Source organism: Methylobacterium phyllosphaerae, assembly GCF_001936175.1.
GTDB classification, from domain to species: domain Bacteria; phylum Pseudomonadota; class Alphaproteobacteria; order Rhizobiales; family Beijerinckiaceae; genus Methylobacterium; species Methylobacterium fujisawaense.
Map to the genome: position 1 here is coordinate 5,617,570 of NZ_CP015367.1, position 16,839 is coordinate 5,634,408.

The 16,839-nt window shown below is 66.8% G+C and carries 9 protein-coding genes; 4 read left to right on the forward strand and 5 right to left on the reverse strand.

Translation table 11 applies throughout. The features are described 5' to 3' along the window. The first annotated feature begins 30 nt into the window (after nt 1–30). Genes MCBMB27_RS25705 through MCBMB27_RS29800 form a run of 3 tightly spaced genes read left to right on the forward strand, consistent with a single transcriptional unit; the run spans nt 31 to nt 2,886 of the window. Complete coding sequence (locus MCBMB27_RS25705; protein ID WP_075382113.1) at nt 31–1,251, forward strand: acyl-CoA dehydrogenase family protein; 1,221 nt, start codon at nt 31–33, stop codon at nt 1,249–1,251. Nucleotides 1,252–1,264: 13 nt separating this feature from the next. Continuing rightward, entirely contained in the window at nt 1,265–2,629 is a 1,365-nt protein-coding gene (locus MCBMB27_RS25710) for an LLM class flavin-dependent oxidoreductase (protein ID WP_075381589.1), read from the forward strand. A gap of 44 nt (nt 2,630–2,673) precedes the next feature. Then, nucleotides 2,674–2,886: a hypothetical protein gene (locus MCBMB27_RS29800; RefSeq protein WP_139231603.1), complete on the forward strand. Its 213-nt coding sequence runs from the start codon at nt 2,674–2,676 to the stop codon at nt 2,884–2,886. 330 nt (nt 2,887–3,216) lie between these two features. Here the strand turns inward: MCBMB27_RS29800 and fghA are convergent, their stop codons facing one another. Then, nucleotides 3,217–4,050, reverse strand: coding sequence for an S-formylglutathione hydrolase (gene fghA / locus MCBMB27_RS25715; protein ID WP_043347027.1), 834 nt, complete (start codon nt 4,048–4,050; stop codon nt 3,217–3,219). A gap of 134 nt (nt 4,051–4,184) precedes the next feature. Further along, complete coding sequence (locus tag MCBMB27_RS25720) at nt 4,185–5,321, reverse strand: S-(hydroxymethyl)glutathione dehydrogenase/class III alcohol dehydrogenase (RefSeq protein WP_043382090.1); 1,137 nt, start codon at nt 5,319–5,321, stop codon at nt 4,185–4,187. Nucleotides 5,322–6,038: 717 nt separating this feature from the next. Between MCBMB27_RS25720 and MCBMB27_RS25725 the strand changes: the two genes are divergently transcribed. Then, entirely contained in the window at nt 6,039–8,693 is a 2,655-nt protein-coding gene (locus MCBMB27_RS25725) for an MHYT domain-containing protein (protein ID WP_075381590.1), read from the forward strand. Between the two features lie 240 nt (nt 8,694–8,933). Here MCBMB27_RS25725 and MCBMB27_RS25730 read toward each other — a convergent pair whose 3' ends face one another. Genes MCBMB27_RS25730 through MCBMB27_RS25735 form a run of 3 tightly spaced genes read right to left on the reverse strand, consistent with a single transcriptional unit; the run spans nt 8,934 to nt 16,815 of the window. Further along, nucleotides 8,934–11,006 (reverse strand): response regulator, encoded by a 2,073-nt coding sequence (locus MCBMB27_RS25730; protein ID WP_083683715.1) that lies wholly within the window; start codon nt 11,004–11,006, stop codon nt 8,934–8,936. Further along, nucleotides 11,003–11,293, reverse strand: a complete 291-nt coding sequence (locus tag MCBMB27_RS31030; RefSeq protein WP_418287718.1) for a response regulator — start codon at nt 11,291–11,293, stop codon at nt 11,003–11,005. The genes MCBMB27_RS25730 and MCBMB27_RS31030 overlap by 4 nt, the downstream gene beginning before the upstream one ends. Further along, on the reverse strand, nt 11,287–16,815 hold the full coding sequence (locus MCBMB27_RS25735) for a HAMP domain-containing protein (protein WP_418287719.1): 5,529 nt from the start codon (nt 16,813–16,815) through the stop codon (nt 11,287–11,289). Before MCBMB27_RS25735 ends, MCBMB27_RS31030 begins: the two co-directional genes overlap by 7 nt. Nucleotides 16,816–16,839 lie beyond the last annotated feature (24 nt).

Here is a 16,839-nt window from a genome sequence, read left to right on the forward strand (position 1 = left end):
GCCGTCGGCCGGAATCGGGAAGTCGTGTTCATGTCTCAGACGGAAGCGGGCTGGGGTGCGGGGCCGAGCGGGCGCTACGAGGACCTCGCGGACCGGTTTCGGCCGGTCTTTGCCGAGATCCGCGCCACGGCGGTCGAGCGGGATCGGACCCGCCGACTGCCCCATGCCGAGATCGGCTGGCTGCGGGAGGCCAACTTCACCACGCTGCGCCTGGCGCCGTCCGAGGGCGGTCATGGCGCCAGCCTGTCGGAACTGTTCGCTCTGCTGATCGAGCTGTCGAGCGCGGATTCCAACGTCACCAATGCGCTGCGGGCGCATTTCGGCTTCACCGAGGATGCGCTCTGCTCGTCCTCGCCCGAATGGCGCGCGGCCTGGATCGGCCGGATCGGCGCGGGCGAGACGATCGGCAGCGGCGTCTCGGAGACGGGCCCCGCCAAGGTCGGCGCATTCGACACGGTGGTGCGCCAGCGTGACGGTGTCCGCGTTGTCGACGGCCGGAAGTTCTACACGACCGGCTCGCTGTTCGCGGACTACATCCACCTCTCGGCGGATGACGAGGCGGGCGGCCCGGTGACGGCGGCGGTGCCGGTGCGCGCGCCGGGGGTGACCATCGTCGACGACTGGGACGGGTTCGGGCAGTCGCTCACAGCCAGCGGCACCGCGACCTTCGAAGGCGTGGTGCTCGCCCCCGACCTGATCAAGCCTGATCCGGCCCGTTTCCCCTATGCGATGGCGTTCTTCCAGCTGGTTCATCTCGCGACGCTCGCCGGGATCGGCCGGGCGGCGGCTGACGACGTGGCACGGCTCGTGGCCGCGCGGACCCGCGTCTACAGCCACGGCAATGCCGGGCGGACGGCTGACGACCCGCAGATCCAGGCGGTGGTGGGGCGCGTGCGTGCCAACGCCTATGCGGCGGGCGCGATCGTCCTGAAGGTCGCGGAGGCCCTCCAGAGGGTCCACGACGCGCACCGGGCCGGATCGCCGGACGTGGAGCGTCAGGCGACGCTCGCCGATGTCGAGGTCAACCAAGCGGTCAGCGTGGTGACCGACCTGATCTTGAGCGCGACGACGAGCCTGTTCGACGCGCTGGGCGCCTCGGCGGTGAAGGTCGGGAACGGGCTCGACCGCTACTGGCGCAACGCCCGCACCATCGCCTCCCACAACCCGCGGATCTACCGGGACCGCTCCGTCGGCGCCTTCGCGATTTCCGGGGAAGCGCCGCCCCGGCAATACCGGGTCGGCTCGGCGTGAGGGGGCGACGGGTATGGCACGCCGCGACCGCATGCGCCTGGGCGCGTTCCTGTATCCCGGCGGCCACCACGTCGCCGCGTGGCGGCATCCGTCGTCCCAGCCCGATGCCGGGATCAACGCCCCCCATTACCGGCAGATCGCCCGGACCGCGGAGGCCGCGAAGTTCGATCTGCTCTTCCTCGCGGACGGCGTCAGCATTCGCGGGGACGATCTCGACGCCCTGAGCCGCACGGCGATCCGCTATGTCGGCCAGTTCGAGCCCCTGACGCTGCTGTCCCACCTGTCGGCGGTCACCGAGCGCATCGGGCTCGTGGCGACCGCCTCCACGACCTACAACGAGCCGTTCCATGTCGCGCGGAAGTTTGCCTCGCTCGATCACCTGAGCGGCGGCCGGGCGGGCTGGAACCTCGTCACCTCCGCCGATCCGCGCGAGGCTTGGAACTTCAGCCGCGAGAGCCATCTCGCCCACGCCAACCGCTACGCCCGAGCGGAGGAATTCGTGGACGTCGTCCGCGGCCTCTGGGATTCCTACGCGGACGACGCCTTCGTGCGCGACCGCGAGACCGGCCGCTTCTTCGACCCGGACAAGCTAGGCCTGCTCGCGCACGCGGGCGCGCATTTCTCGGTGAGGGGGCCGCTCAACGTCCCCCGGCCGCCGCAGGGGCATCCCGTGGTGGTTCAGGCCGGCTCTTCGGAGGCGGGCAAAGCCCTCGCCGCCCGCACCGCCGAAGTGATCTTCACCGCCCAGCAGACCCTGGAGGACGCGGTGGATTTCTACGGCGACGTGAAGCATCGGATGGCACGCCACGGCCGCAACCCCGACCACCTCAAGATCATGCCGGGCGCCTTCCCCGTCGTGGGCCGGACGGAGGCCGAGGCGCAGGACAAATTCGCGTCCCTGCAGGAGCTGATTCATCCGGTGGTCGGCCGCGCGCTCTTGCAGCAGCTCATCGGCGCCGATCTCTCCGCCTACGCGGACGATGCCCTCGTGCCGGATCTTCCGGAGACCGACGGCGGCAAGAGCCGTCAGGATCTCTTCCTCCGTCTCGCCCGCCGCGAAGGGCTGACGATCCGCGCATTGTACCTGCGGGCCGCCAGCGCCCGTGGACATTGGACGATCGTCGGCACGCCGGCGCAGATCGCGGACGCCCTGCAGGAGCGCTTCGAGGCTTATGGCGCGGATGGCTTCAACATCATGCCGCCGACCCTGCCCGGAGGCCTCGACGATTTCGTTTCCCTGGTGATCCCCGAACTGCGCCGAAGGGGCCTGTTCCGGGAGGCATACGAGGGGACGACCCTGCGGGAGAATCTCGGCCTGCCGCGTCCCGCCGACCCGTTCTCCACGCTGCACGCCGCGTCCGACCGGGGAGCGGCATGACCGTGCCCCGGCCGCAAGCGCCTTCGACTTCGGATCGCACGGCCATGCCCGACGACGACACCGATATCCCCGCCCGGCGGCGCTTTCTGAAGGGCGGTGTCGCCGCCGTTGCCGGTTTGGTGGCCGGACACCTGATTGATCAGGGCGACCGTTGGGTTCGCAACGACGAGGTCCCGAGATGTCCGGGCGCGCCGCCGGGATCCTGTCCTGACAGACGTCGCGCCAGTCGGTCGGCCTGGTTCCGGTCAGGGACGTGAAGCGGATCGATCTCGCCCCGGAACCGTGCCGGCTTCGGGGGACGTTTCCGCCCCTCGCCGTTCAGCCGAATGGAGCGCAAACCCGGATGCCCGGTCTTGCGGGCTTCGGCGATCCGGCGTGCGTTGGTCTGGCCGGAAGTCAAACGTCCGCCTTGCAGAGGGCGCGCTGCACAAGCGGACGAGCTCCAACCGATCCATGTCGGGCATGCGGAAAACCGCCTGGGCTTCCCGAAAGCGGGGGGATCGAGCCTCCGCGGGCGCCCAGGACGGCGTCTTCCACCCGAGGTCGGGAAGCATCGCTTCCCGACTGGGCCGAGGGTGCTGACAAACTTACTTCAGGCGCGCGGCAGCCCAGGCTATGTGGTCGGCCATGAAGGTCGAGATGAAGAAGTAGGAGTGGTCGTAGCCCTCGCGCATGTTCAGCGTCAGCGCGATGCCGGCCTTCTTGCAGGCCTCCTCAAGCAGCCAGGGGCGCAGACCGTCCTGAAGGAAGCTGTCGGCGGTGCCCTGATCCACCAGGATCTCGGGGAAGCGCTTGCCGTCCTCGATCAGCGCGGTGGCGTCGTGGGCGCGCCAGGCGGCCGGGTCGGACCCGAGGTACTTCTCGAAGGCAGGCTTCGACCAGCCGGCCGTGGACGGCTGTGCGATCGGCGCGAATGCGGAGCAGGACTTAAAGCGCTCCGGGTAGGTCAGCGCGATGGTGAGCGCTCCGTGGCCGCCCATGGAATGGCCGAAGATACCCTGGCGCGACAGATCGGCGGGGAATTCCCGCGCGATCAGGGCCGGCAACTCCTCAGTCACGTAGCTCCACATCTTGTAGTTCTTCGCATAGGGCGCCTCGGTGGCGTCCAGATAGAAACCGGCACCGGAGCCGAACTGCCAGTTGCCCTCTTCGTCCGGGATCCCGGGACCGCGCGGGCTGGTATCCGGAGCCACGACGATCACACCATGATCGGCTGCCGCCTTGCGATACTCACCCTTGTCCATGACGTTGGCGTGCGTGCAGGTCAGCCCGGACAGGTACCACAGCACCGGGACTGGTCCCTTCTCGGCCTGGGGCGGCACGAACACCGCGAAGGTCATCGGGCATCCGGTGGTCTGCGCGTCGTGCTTGTAGACGCCCTGCGTGCCGCCGTGGGCGCGGGCCTTCGAGACGGTTTCCATCAGCTGTGATCTCCTGCTCGGGCGCCGAGAGCCCCGCTCGGGGGCCGGATCGCGGGCACCGGGGCTCCGGGAATGCGGGGGCGTGCGTGGGGCTCCCCGACCTCGCAGGCGGGGGAGCCCCGGATCTGTCTTCCTTAGTAGACGACCACGGAGCGGATCGACTTGCCCTCGTGCATGAGGTCGAAGCCGTGGTTGATCTCCTCCAGCGGCATGGTGTGGGTGATCAGATCGTCGATGTTGATCTTACCCTCCATGTACCAGTCGACGATCTTCGGCACGTCCGTGCGTCCGCGCGCGCCGCCGAACGCCGAACCCTTCCAGACGCGGCCGGTGACGAGCTGGAACGGACGGGTCGAGATCTCGCGGCCGGCTTCCGCCACGCCGATGACGATCGACTCGCCCCAGCCGCGATGGCAGCACTCGAGGGCCTGGCGCATCACGTGGACGTTGCCGGTGCAGTCGAAGGAGAAATCGGCGCCGCCGCCGGTGAGATCGACGATGGCCTGAACCACTTTGTCGGTGCCGACCTCGTTCGGATTGATGAAGTCGGTCATGCCGAATTTGCGGGCCATGGCCTGCTTCTCCGGGTTGATGTCGACGCCGATGATCTTGTCGGCACCGACCATCCGGGCGGCCTGGAGCACGTTGAGGCCGATGCCGCCGAGACCGAACACCACCACGTTGGCGCCCGGCCAGACCTTGGCGGTGTAGATCACTGCGCCGATCCCGGTGGTCACGCCGCAGCCGATGTAGCAGATCTTGTCGAAGGGGGCGTCTTCGCGAATCTTGGCCAGCGCGATGGCGGGCAGGACCGTGAAGTTCGAGAAGGTCGAGCAGCCCATGTAGTGGAACACGGTGCTCGAACCGCCCGGGCTGCCGCCGGTGGAGACGCAGGAGAAGCGGCTCGTGCCGTCCGGCATCACGCCCTGGCCCTGGGTCGCCCGGATCGCGGTGCACAGGTTGGTGCGCTGGGACAGGCAGGACTTACAGTTGCGGCATTCCGGCGTGTAGAGCGGGATGACATGGTCGCCGGGCTTCAGCGTGGTGACGCCGGCGCCGACCTCGCGGACGATGCCCGCGCCCTCATGGCCGAGGATCGCCGGGAACTTGCCCTCGGAATCGAGGCCCGACAGCGTGTAGGCGTCGGTGTGGCAGATCCCAGTGGCCATCAGCTCGACGAGAACCTCGCCGGCCTTGGGCCCCTCGATGTCGATGGTCTCGATCGTGAGAGGCTTCTTGGCCTCCCACGCGACAGCCGCGCGCGTCTTCATCACAAGTTCCTGTTGTCTGGACGATCACGGACGGCGCCGAACTGCCGACTCTTCGGTGCGCCTCGCTCATGGGCGGCGCACCGAACGGTCCGGAAATCTGGTGCGTGTGTGATGCTTCTGGCGCTCGGATGCAACGTCTGCGTCCGCATTTTGACCCTGGCGTCCCGGTTCCGGCAGATCCGGGGAATGGGTCGCATCTGCATCCTGCATGGCGTGCGCCGACTGCGACGGTTGCACCAGGTCCGTCGCCGACGGGACCACACGGCTTGGCCGAAATCGACCCGTGGCTGTCCCCGACTCCGCTCGGCCATGCCCACGGTGCTGACGGGATCCGGACGCGCGCTGATCGGCGATCCTGTCCTGGGACGATATGGGCACGACCGTCGCCCGGAGTCGCACGCGTCACGCGCCGCGTGAATCTCCTGTCCGCGTCGGTGCATGAGGGGTGCCCGTCACGGTCCGCCAGCGTGGGCGGGCCCAGCTCCATGCGTGAGACGACTCCGATCTCTCATCCACGGAATGGGATTCGGGCTCGCGGGAGGCCTGAGCCGACCTCTTCACCGCGGTCGTCGCGCGACAATGCCACGCTATCGGCGTCCCGCGCGGGCGGATACCGAAGCCAAACGCATCGGTGAGTGGACACGCTCCGTCGCCGCCCGCAGATTCGTCCGCCCTCCCAGGCGCCCGACGCCCGACCTCTCCCTGATCGATCCTCGTATGATCCATACCGGCTACAGCCCGGCCCTTGTGGCGCTCTCCATCGTGATCGCGGTGTTCGCATCCTATGCGGCGCTCGACCTCGGAGCGCGCATCCGCCAGCCCGATTCCGGTCCGCGCTGGGCCTGGGCCGCAGCCGCCGCGTGCGCCATGGGCGGTGGCATCTGGGCCATGCATTTCGTCGGGATGCTTGCCTTCGAGATGGGCATGCCGGCGCGGTACGACCTCGGCACGACCGTCCTGTCGCTGTTGATCGCTGTGGGCAGCACGGCCGCGGCCTTTGCCTGGGTGGCGCGGGAAGGCATCGCCACCGCTCCGCTGCTCGTCGCGGGCTCGGCGATGGGCCTGGGCGTGGCGGCCATGCACTATACCGGCATGGCCGCGATGCGGGTCCCGGGGAACCTGGCCTACGACCCGCGCATCGTCGCGGCGTCGGTCGCCATCGCCGTCACCGCATCGACCGCCGCGCTGTGGCTCACCTTCCGGCGCAACCGCCCCTGGCAGAGGCTCATGGCCGCCGGCGTCATGGGGCTGGCGGTCGCCGGCATGCACTACACCGGCATGGCCGCCGCGACCTTTACAGCCGAGGAGGCGGGTGCTCACCCGGCCCACGCGGCCATCCTGTCCACCGGTCAGCAGGATCTCGCCCTGGCGGTGGCCGGTATCACCTTCGTCGTCCTGTTCCTGGCGATGATGGCGGGTTCGTTCGACCAGCGGCGCACCCAGCGGCGTTTACACGTCAGCGAAGCGCGCTTCCGCTCCGCGGTTCGGGCCGTCGATGGCGTGATGTGGACGACGAACGCTGCCGGTGACTTCATCGAGGAGCAGCCGGGCTGGGAGCAGATCACGGGCCATACCTTCGCTGAGTATCGCGGTCGCGGCTGGGCGAAAGCGATCCACCCGGAGGATTTCCCCGAGACGAACCGGATCTGGCAGGAGGCGTCCCGGACGGGCGGCGCCTACGCCGTGGAACACCGCGTCCGCGCATCGGATGGCAGCTGGCGGCACTACGCGGTGCGCGCCGTGCCCGTGCGGGATGCGGACGGGGCGATCCGCGAATGGGTCGGCGTCCACGCGGATGTCAGCGCCCGTCACGCCCACGAGGCCGCCTTGCGGGATGCCCGGGATGCGGCCGAAGCCGCCAACCGCGCCAAGAGCGCGTTCCTCGCCAACATGAGCCACGAGCTGCGCACGCCGCTCTCGGCGGTCATCGGCTACGCCGAGATGCTTCAGGAGGAGGCGGAGGATCTCGGGCAGGACACGTTCCAGGCCGATCTCGGAAAGATCCGCTCGAACGCCCAGCACCTTCTCGGGCTGATCAACGACGTCCTCGACCTCTCGAAGGTCGAGGCCGAGAAGATGGACGTCCTGGCCGAGGACGTCGCCGTCGAGGCCTTCGTGCGAGACGCCGCCGCGACCGTCGAGGGTCTCGTGGCCAAGAAGGGCAACCGCCTCGTCCTCGACCTTGCTCCGGACCTCGGCCATGCACAGACCGACGCGGTGAAACTGCGCCAGTGCCTGTTCAATCTGCTCGGCAACGCCGCCAAGTTCACCGAGGGCGGGACCGTGACGTTGCGGGTCCGGCGCGAGCCCGGACCCCACGGTGACCGGCTGACCTTCGCCGTGTCGGATACCGGCATCGGCATGACGCCCGAGCAGCTCGCCGGGCTGTTCCAGAGGTTCGTGCAGGCCGACGAATCGACGACGCGCAAGTACGGCGGCACGGGACTGGGCTTGGCCCTGACCAAGGCCTTCGCCAATCTGATGGGCGGCGACGTCTCCGCGGACAGCGCCGAAGGTCGGGGCACGACCTTCACCCTCACACTGCCGGCGACGATGCCCGGGCCCGAGATCGCGGATGGGCATCCTCCGGCCCTTCACGGTGGCACGGCGGACGGCACGCGCGGTCTGGTTCTGGTCGTCGACGACGAGTCCAGCCAGCGCGAGCTGATGATCCGCTTCCTGGCCCGCCAGGGCTTTGCGGCCCAGGCTGCGGTCGACGGACGGTCGGGTCTCGAACTCGCACGCCAGTTGCAGCCCGTCGCGGTGCTGCTCGACGTGATGATGCCGGAGATGGACGGCTGGGCCGTGCTGGCCGCGCTGAAGCGCGACGAGGCCACCCGCGACATCCCGGTGATCATGGTCAGCTTCGTGGCCGATGCCGCACTCGGGGCCGCGCTCGGGGCGGCCGGTTCGCTTCCGAAGCCGGTGGACTGGAGCCGCCTGAAGGGGGTGCTCGACCGGATCGGCGCCGGCGCGGGCGACGTGCTGGTGGTCGATGACGACACCGAGATGCGGCGCCGGCTCCGCACCGTGCTGGGGCGCCAGGGGTTCGCGGTTCGGGAGGCCGGCGACGGGGCCGAGGCCCTGGCCAGCGTGCGCGCGGCGCGCCCGGGGCTCGTGCTCCTCGACCTGACCATGCCGGTGATGGACGGCTTCGCATTCCTGCGCGCCCTGCGGGCAATGCCGGGCGGCGACGAAGTTCCGGTGGTCGTCCTGAGTGCCCGCGACGTCTCGGAGGAAGAGCGTCATAATCTGTCCGCCGCCGACCGGATCTTGCGCAAGGGTGACGCCAGCTTGCAGGACGTTGCCGCGGAAGTCGGCCGGCTCGGCCGACTGAACCCGTCCATCCCGGTGCGTGCGACAGACGGCTGATCGACAGGCAGCGCGTCCATCCCTCGACAACCGGCGTCGCCCGGGTGCCGTTCGCACGCACCGTCTTGGGGCACCGCTGGCCGTCTTACCGGGAATCCGAACGCCGGCAGCCCTGTGCCGATATGCGGGAACGGCGGATCTCCACAGATCCCGGGGATCTCTGCCGGGCAAAATCGCCGCGCCTCTCTGCGATCGGCACGCGTTCCGCTGTCGTTTTCCTTGGTCGCGATCGAGACAACTTCATCCCCGCGCGTTGCCGAGCAGCTCCCGCAGGTTGTCAATCAAGTCGTCCGCTCGGAATGGTTTCTGCAGCAAGGGGAAGCCGTTCGCATCCTGACCTTCCCGAAGGTAGCCGGAGGCCAGCAGGATCTGCATGTGTGGCCATTGCTGCCGGATGATGTGTCCGAGCTCGATGCCGTTCATCGCGCCGGGCATGTTCACGTCGCTGAAAACGAGGCAGATATTCGCCTCCCTCCGCAGAACGTGCAGAGCCTCGCTGGCATCATGCGCACTGAGCACCTCGAACGCGAGGGCCTCGAGGGTCGAGACAACGGCCGAACGAACATCGGCGTCGTCCTCGACGACAAGCACGGCCCTACCCGCACCGTTCATCGGATCCGGAGATATTTTCGTCGTACCCGCAGAGTCTTCTTCCGAGTTGAGACTCCCTCCGGCGAGCACGGGCATCGTGACGACGAAACGGGTGCCTTGATGCGGCGTGCTGTCGACAACGATGGTCCCGCCGCTCTGCTGCACGAAGCCATAGACCATGCTCAGACCGAGGCCCGTGCCTTTGCCGACCTCCTTCGTCGTGAAGAAGGGTTCGAAGACGCGCGCCAGAACATCAGGTGACATCCCCGTGCCCGAGTCGGCGACCGTGATCTCTACGAAACGCACGTCCTCGACCCCCTCCGGCCCAGTGGGGTCGCGGCGCCTGATGGGGATGTCCAAGGTCCCTCCATCCGGCATCGCGTCCCGGGCATTCACCGCGAGGTTGATGAGAGCGGCCTCGAACTGAGCGTGATCGACACAGACTTCCGGCAGTCCCGCCTCCAGATCCGCGGAGATCGTGATCCGCTCGCCGAGCGTGCGCTCCAGAAGCTTGATCAGGCCAGGAATGAAGTTCGCGAAGGTCAGCGCCTTCGGCTGGAGAGGGGAGCGTCGCGAGAAGGCCAGCAGCCGGCTGGTGAGTTCCGCACAACGATGGGCCCCCTCGATGGCGCTCTCGATGCGGCGGTGCGCCTTCTCATTGCCCAGCAACGCGCCCTTGACCAAGTCGAGATTGCCAATGACGATGCTCAACATGTTGTTGAAATCATGCGCGATCCCGCCGGTTAGGCGGCCCACCGCCTCAAGCTTCGAAGCGTGCTGCAAATTGAGCTCAAGTTCCTTGCGCTCCGTCACGTCGAACCACATCCCGAAGAGTTCGACCGCCGTGCCGCTCTCATCACGGTTCACCGCGATCTGGTCGAGGATGTGCCGCTCCATGCCATCCGCGTTGCGCCAGCGATATTCCAGAGCCACCTCGCCGGTCTCGAGGACCGCGCAAAGCGCCGCCGACACCCGCTCACGGTCGTCTGCTTCGAGGCGGGAGCTCCAGAGGCCGGAGGTGGCGAAGGTCTCGCGCGAGAAGCCGGTGATGCGCGCGATGCTGTCGTTGGTGAAGTAGAGGCGTCGGTCGGCGACGCCGATCGGTGAGGTGTAGAGGGCGATGGGAAGGCCGCGCAGGACAGCGGCCTGATGCTCTTCCCGCCTGCGCAGCGCCTGCTCGGCTTCCAGTTTCTCACCGCGTACGCGAAGGTTCTCCAGGAGCAGACGCTTCTCGGCGGTCGCGTTGCGCTTGATCTCTTCGGTCTTGCGGTAAAGATCGACGAAGACATCGACCTTCGACTTCAGCACCAAAGGCTGGATCGGCTTGAACACATAGTCGACCGCGCCTGCGGAGTAACCGCGGAAGATGTGGATGTCGTCCTTGTTGTGGGCCGTGAGGAACAGGATCGGGACACGGGATGTGCGCGAACGGCTGCGGATGAGGGCGGCCACCTCGTAGCCGTCCATGCGCGGCATCTGTACGTCGAGCAGAATGAGGGCGAAGTCCTCCCGGAGGGCCCGGCGTAGGGCTTCCTCCGGCGAGTTCGCCAGAATCAAGTCGGTCTCGGGATCGGCTAGAATCTCGGAGGCGGCAAGCAGATTACGCTGGTCGTCATCGACGATCAGGATCTTGGCTCGGACCGGGGCCAGCTCGGTGGGTAAGCCGAGCTGGCCCGCCGTATCGTCCGGACCAGCCGGATGGGGATCCAGTCGGCGGCTCATCGGGGTTGCCGCTCGAAGTCTCTCGCTCCCGCGCGCAGCGGCGTTACACCGTCGGCGATCTCGCCCCGTCGTGCCAACTGCACCCGCAGCACGGCCAGCAGCTCGTCCATGTCGATCGGCTTCGAGACGTAATCCGACGCGCCCGCCTCGAGGCACTTCTCGCGGTCGCCCTTCATGGCCTTCGCGGTCACGGCGATCAGCGGCAGGCTTCGGAAGGCGCCCTGGACCCGGATCGCGCGCATCGTCTCGTAGCCGTCCATTCCTGGCATCATGATGTCGATCAACATCGCGTCGATGTTCGGATGGGATTCGAGCAGCGCGATGCCGTCATGCCCGTTTCCGCGAACAGAACCTCAAGCCCGTGCTGCTCCAGGGCGCTCGTGAGCGAGAAGATGTTACGCAGGTCGTCGTCGATCAGGATGACCCGGCAGCCCTGGAGAGACACGCCGTCACTGCGATCGCCGAGACCCTGCTCGTCGGCCGGGGCGCTGGCGATGGCCCGATGCAGGAACAGGGCGGTCTCGTCGAGGAGTCGCTCGGACGAGCGCGTGTCCTTGATGATGATCGTCGAGGCGGTCTGCCTCAGCTGCTGCTCTTCGGCGGGCGTGAGCGCCCGACCGGTATAGACGATGATCGGCAGTTCCTCCCCGTCCTGCGAGGCGCGGATCTGCTCGATCAGCTCGGAACCACCGATATCGGGCAAGCCGAGATCGATGATCGCACAGTCGAACCGGCCGCCGGTCAGGGCTTCCAGTGCGGCCGACGCCGTGCCGACCCCGAAAATCTTGACGTCCTCCTCGCTCAGGAGCGCCGTGATGCTGGCGCGCTGGTTCTCGTCGTCCTCGACGAGCAGAAGGTTGCGGACGGGCCGCGTGATGAAATCCTTCGAGAGCTCCAGGGCCCGCAGCAGGCCCTCGCGCTCCACGGGCTTCTCCAAAAATCCGAACGCGCCGGCGCGCAGGCCGCGCTTCTTCTCGTCGTTGACGGAGATGACGTGGATCGGGATGTGGCGGGTGCGGGAGTTGTTCTTCAGGAGGTCGAGCAGGGCCCAGCCGTCCATGTCGGGCAGGCCGATATCGAGGGTGATGGCGTGCGGCTTGAAGCGGTGGGCGAGGCTCAGCGCGCCGGCACCGTCCTGCGCGATCAAGCCTTTGAACCCGCGTTCGCGCGCAAGTTCCAGCAGCACCGAGGCGAACATCGCGTCGTCCTCGACGATGAGCACGATGTGATCCCCCGGGTGGATGGCATGGCGGTCGTCCGCGGCGGCCGAAAGGGCCATCGCGGCGTTCGGCTGGCGGCCGGTCAGCGCAGCAGGTCCGGTCCCCGCGGCCGTCTCCCATGCGCGGCCCGTGACTGCCTGAACGGGCGGTTCGAAAGGCAGGAACAGGGTGAAGGTGCTGCCCGAACCGATGCGGCTCTCGACCACGATCTCGCCGCCCAGCAGGCGGGCGATCTCGCGGCTGATGGCGAGGCCGAGGCCGGTGCCGCCATACTTGCGGCTCGTGGTCCCGTCGGCCTGCTGAAACGCCTCGAAGATGATCCGCTGCTTATCCTCGGCGATGCCGATACCGGTATCGGTTACGGAGAGGGCCATCCACTGGCTCCCGGCGCGCAGCGGCGACCCCTCGGCCGAGCCGATCTTGAGCGAAACGCTGCCCGTCTCGGTGAATTTGAAGGCGTTGGAGAGAAGGTTTCGGAGAACCTGCTGCAGGCGCTTGGAATCCGTGCGTACCGACCGCGGCAAGCCGGGCTCGACATCGATCACGAAGGCGAGGTGGCGGTCCTCGGCCAGCTGGCGGAAGGTCCTTTCGAGGTTCTCGACGAGATCTTGCAGCGCGACATCGCCGACTTCGAGCGACACCGTCCCGGACTCGATCTTGGACAGATCGAGGATGTCGTTGATGAGCGACAGGAGGTCGGTCCCGGCTGCGTTGATCGTCTTGGCGAACTCCCGCTGCTTGTCCGTGAGGTTCCCGTCGCGGTTCTCGGAGAGAAGCTTCGAGAGGATCAACAGGCTGTTGAGCGGCGTGCGCAGCTCGTGGCTCATGTTGGCCAGGAACTGCGACTTGTAGCGCGAGGTCAGGCTCAGCTGCTCGGCCTTCTCCTCCAGCGCCGTCTTGGCGACGGAGACCTCGCGGTTCTTGCCCTCGACCTCGCGCTTCTGGATTTCGAGCAGCCGCGCCTTCTCCTCCAGCTCCTCGTTGGTCTGCTGCAGGCGCTCGCGCTGGCTCTTCAGCAGATCCTCGGATTGCTGCAGGGAGGCCGCCTGAAGTTCCAGGCGGTCGTTCGTCTTCTTCAGCTCCTCTTGCCGGCTCTGCAATTCGCCGGTCAGGAGCTGCGACTGCTTGAGGAGACCCTCGGTCCGCATGTTGGCGGCAATCGTGTTGAGCACGATCCCGATGGATTCGGTCAGTTGGTCAAGGAAGGACTGATGGGTCTCACTGAAACGGTTGAACGACGCCAGCTCGATGACTGCCCGAACTTCCTGCTCGAACAGGACTGGCAGGACGATGATGTTGAGGGGTGGTGCCTCGCCGAGAGCCGAGCCGATGGTGATGTAGTCGCCGGGCACGTTGGTGAGGGTGATGCGCTTTTTCTCGAAGGCGCATTGGCCCACGAGACCCTGACGGAGGCGATACCGGTTCGACAGGTTCTTGCGCTCCGTGAAGGCATAGCTCGCCATCAGATCCAGAACCGGCTCTCCGCCATCGTCCTCCACCATGAAGAACACGCCGCGCTGGGCATTCACGAGCGACGCGATCTCGGACAGGATCAGATTTGAGACGGTGGCGAGGTCGCGCTCGCCCTGCAGCATGCGCGTGAACTTGGCGAGGTTCGTCTTCAGCCAGTCCTGCTCGGCGTTCTTGAGGGTCGTGTCCCGCAGATTGCGGATCATCTCGTTGATGTTGTCCTTCAACGAGGCGACTTCGCCGGAAGCCTCGACCGAGATCGAGCGCGCGAGGTCGCCCTTCGTCACCGCCGTCGCCACTTCGGCAATGGCGCGCACCTGGGTCGTCAGGTTCGCCGCGAGCTGGTTCACGTTGTCGGTGAGATCGCGCCACAGCCCGGCGGCACCCGGCACCCGGGCCTGACCGCCGAGCTTGCCTTCGACGCCCACCTCGCGGGCCACGTTGGTGACCTGATCGGCAAAGGTAGCGAGCGTCTCGATCATCTCGTTAACGGTGTCGGCCAGGGCCGCGATCTCGCCCTTGGCATCGACCGAGAGTTTCCGCTTGAGGTCGCCCTGGGCCACCGCCGTGACGACATCCGCGATGCCGCGGACCTGACCGGTCAGGTTGGCGGCCATCATGTTGACGTTGTCGGTGAGGTCCTTCCAGGTTCCGCCGACGCCGCGCACCTGAGCCTGGCCGCCGAGCTTGCCCTCCGAGCCGACCTCCCGGGCAACGCGGGTCACCTCCGAGGCGAAGGAGTTGAGCTGATCCACCATCGTGTTGATGGTCGATTTCAGCTCCAGGATCTCACCCTTCACGTCGACGGTGATCTTCTTGGACAGATCGCCGTTGGCCACCGCAGTCGTGACATCGGCGATGTTGCGCACCTGACCGGTGAGGTTCGCGGCCATCATGTTGACGTTGTCGGTGAGATCCTTCCAGGTCCCGCCGACGCCGCGCACCTGGGCCTGTCCGCCGAGCTTGCCCTCGATGCCAACCTCGCGGGCGACGCGGACCACCTCCGAGGCGAAGGAGTTGAGCTGATCCACCATCGTGTTGATGGTCGACTTCAATTCCAGGATCTCGCCTTCGACGGCCACGGTGATCTTCTTGGAGAGATCGCCGTTGGCCACCGCGGTTGTGACCTCGGCGATGTTGCGCACTTGGCCCGTCAGGTTGGCCGCCATCATGTTCACGTTGTCGGTCAGGCCTTTCCACACGCCGCCGACGCCCTTGACCTGCGCCTGCCCGCCGAGCTTGCCTTCCGTGCCGACTTCGCGGGCGACGCGGGTCACCTCCGAGGCGAAGGAGTTAAGTTGGTCCACCATCGTGTTGATGGTCGATTTCAGCTCCAGGATCTCGCCCTTCACGTCGACGGTGATCTTCTTGGACAGGTCGCCATTGGCCACCGCGGTGGTCACGTCGGCGATGTTGCGCACCTGACCGGTCAGGTTGGCGGCCATCAGGTTGACGTTGTCGGTGAGATCGGCCCAGGTTCCTGCCACGCCTTCGACGCGGGCCTGCCCGCCGAGCTTCCCTTCCGAGCCGACCTCCTTGGCGACGCGGGTTACCTCCGAGGCGAAGGAATTGAGCTGATCCACCATCGTGTTGATGGTGTTCTTCAATTCCAGAATTTCGCCGCGCACGTCCACGGTGATCTTCTTCGACAGGTCGCCGTTGGCCACCGCGGTGGTCACGTCGGCGATGTTGCGCACCTGACCGGTGAGGTTGGCGGCCATGAGGTTCACGTTGTCGGTGAGATCGGCCCAGGTGCCGGCGACCCCAGGAACTTGGGCCTGCCCGCCGAGCTTCCCCTCCGATCCGACCTCGCGCGCGACGCGGGTCACCTCCGAGGCGAAGGAATTAAGCTGATCCACCATCGTGTTGATGGTGTTCTTCAGCTCCAGGATCTCACCGCGCACGTCCACGGTGATCTTCTTGGACAGGTCGCCATTGGCCACCGCAGTCGTGACATCGGCGATGTTGCGCACCTGGCCGGTGAGGTTGGCCGCCATCATGTTCACGTTGTCGGTGAGGTCCTTCCAGGTCCCACCGACGCCTTCCACCTGGGCCTGACCGCCGAGCTTGCCCTCCGTGCCGACCTCGCGGGCGACACGTGTTACCTCGGAGGCGAAGGAGTTGAGCTGGTCCACCATCGTGTTGATGGTCAGCTTCAGCGCCAGGATCTCGCCTTTGACGTCGACGGTGATCTTCTTGGAGAGGTCGCCACGCGCGACCGCGGTCGTGACTTCGGCGATGTTACGCACTTGGCCCGTCAGATTCTCGGCCATCATGTTGACGTTGTCGGTCAAGTCCTTCCAGACACCACCGACGCCCTTGACCTGAGCCTGGCCTCCAAGCTTGCCTTCCGAACCCACCTCCTTGGCAACGCGCGTGACCTCCGAGGCGAAGGAATTGAGCTGATCGACCATTGTGTTGATGGTCGATTTCAGGTCCAGGATCTCACCCTTCACATCGACGGTGATCTTCTTGGACAGATCGCCATTGGCCACGGCAGTGGTGACCTCCGCGATATTGCGGACTTGGCCTGTCAGATTGGCCGCCATCAGGTTCACGTTGTCGGTGAGGTCCTTCCAGGTTCCGCCGACGCCCTTGACCTTGGCCTGTCCGCCAAGCTTGCCCTCCGAGCCAACCTCCCGGGCCACGCGCGTCACTTCCGAAGCGAAGGAGTTCAGCTGGTCGACCATCGTGTTGACCACTTTGCCGATGCGGAGGAACTCGCCCCTCAACGGGCGGCCCTCGATCTCGATCTGCATGGTCTGACCGAGGTCGCCTTTCGCGACCGCCCCGATGACGCGGGCCACTTCGGTGGTCGGTTGAACGAGATCTCCGATCATCGTGTTGACCGAGTCGACACAGTCGTTCCATCCGCCGGTCGCAGCCGGAAGCTTGCCACGCTCGCCGATGCGCCCGTCCTTGCCCACGGCACGCGCAACCCGGTCGAGTTCCCGGGCGAGACCCTGATTGAGTTCGAGAATGTCGTTGAACGCGTCCGCGATCTCGCCATCGATGCCCGTGAGATCCAGCGGCAGCCGGATCGAGAAGTCACCTTTCCGAAAGGCGCGGAGGCTCTTCAGGAGGAGCTTCGGCTCCAACTGCGACGTAGTCGGCGTCATGCGGAAACAACCTCAGGGTAGATG

Excerpts from the sequence above, each read along its gene's own strand:
- MCBMB27_RS25735 (WP_418287719.1), bottom strand. The coding sequence starts at position 16,815 with ATGACGCCGACTACGTCGCAGTTGGAGCCGAAGCTCCTCCTGAAGAGC.
- MCBMB27_RS31030 (WP_418287718.1), bottom strand. The coding sequence starts at position 11,293 with ATGTTGATCGACATCATGATGCCAGGAATGGACGGCTACGAGACGATG.
- MCBMB27_RS25705 (WP_075382113.1), top strand. The coding sequence starts at position 31 with ATGTCTCAGACGGAAGCGGGCTGGGGTGCGGGGCCGAGCGGGCGCTAC.
- MCBMB27_RS25710 (WP_075381589.1), top strand. The coding sequence starts at position 1,265 with ATGGCACGCCGCGACCGCATGCGCCTGGGCGCGTTCCTGTATCCCGGC.
- MCBMB27_RS25720 (WP_043382090.1), bottom strand. The coding sequence starts at position 5,321 with ATGAAGACGCGCGCGGCTGTCGCGTGGGAGGCCAAGAAGCCTCTCACG.
- fghA (WP_043347027.1), bottom strand. The coding sequence starts at position 4,050 with ATGGAAACCGTCTCGAAGGCCCGCGCCCACGGCGGCACGCAGGGCGTC.
- MCBMB27_RS29800 (WP_139231603.1), top strand. The coding sequence starts at position 2,674 with ATGCCCGACGACGACACCGATATCCCCGCCCGGCGGCGCTTTCTGAAG.
- MCBMB27_RS25730 (WP_083683715.1), bottom strand. The coding sequence starts at position 11,006 with ATGAGCCGCCGACTGGATCCCCATCCGGCTGGTCCGGACGATACGGCG.
- MCBMB27_RS25725 (WP_075381590.1), top strand. The coding sequence starts at position 6,039 with ATGATCCATACCGGCTACAGCCCGGCCCTTGTGGCGCTCTCCATCGTG.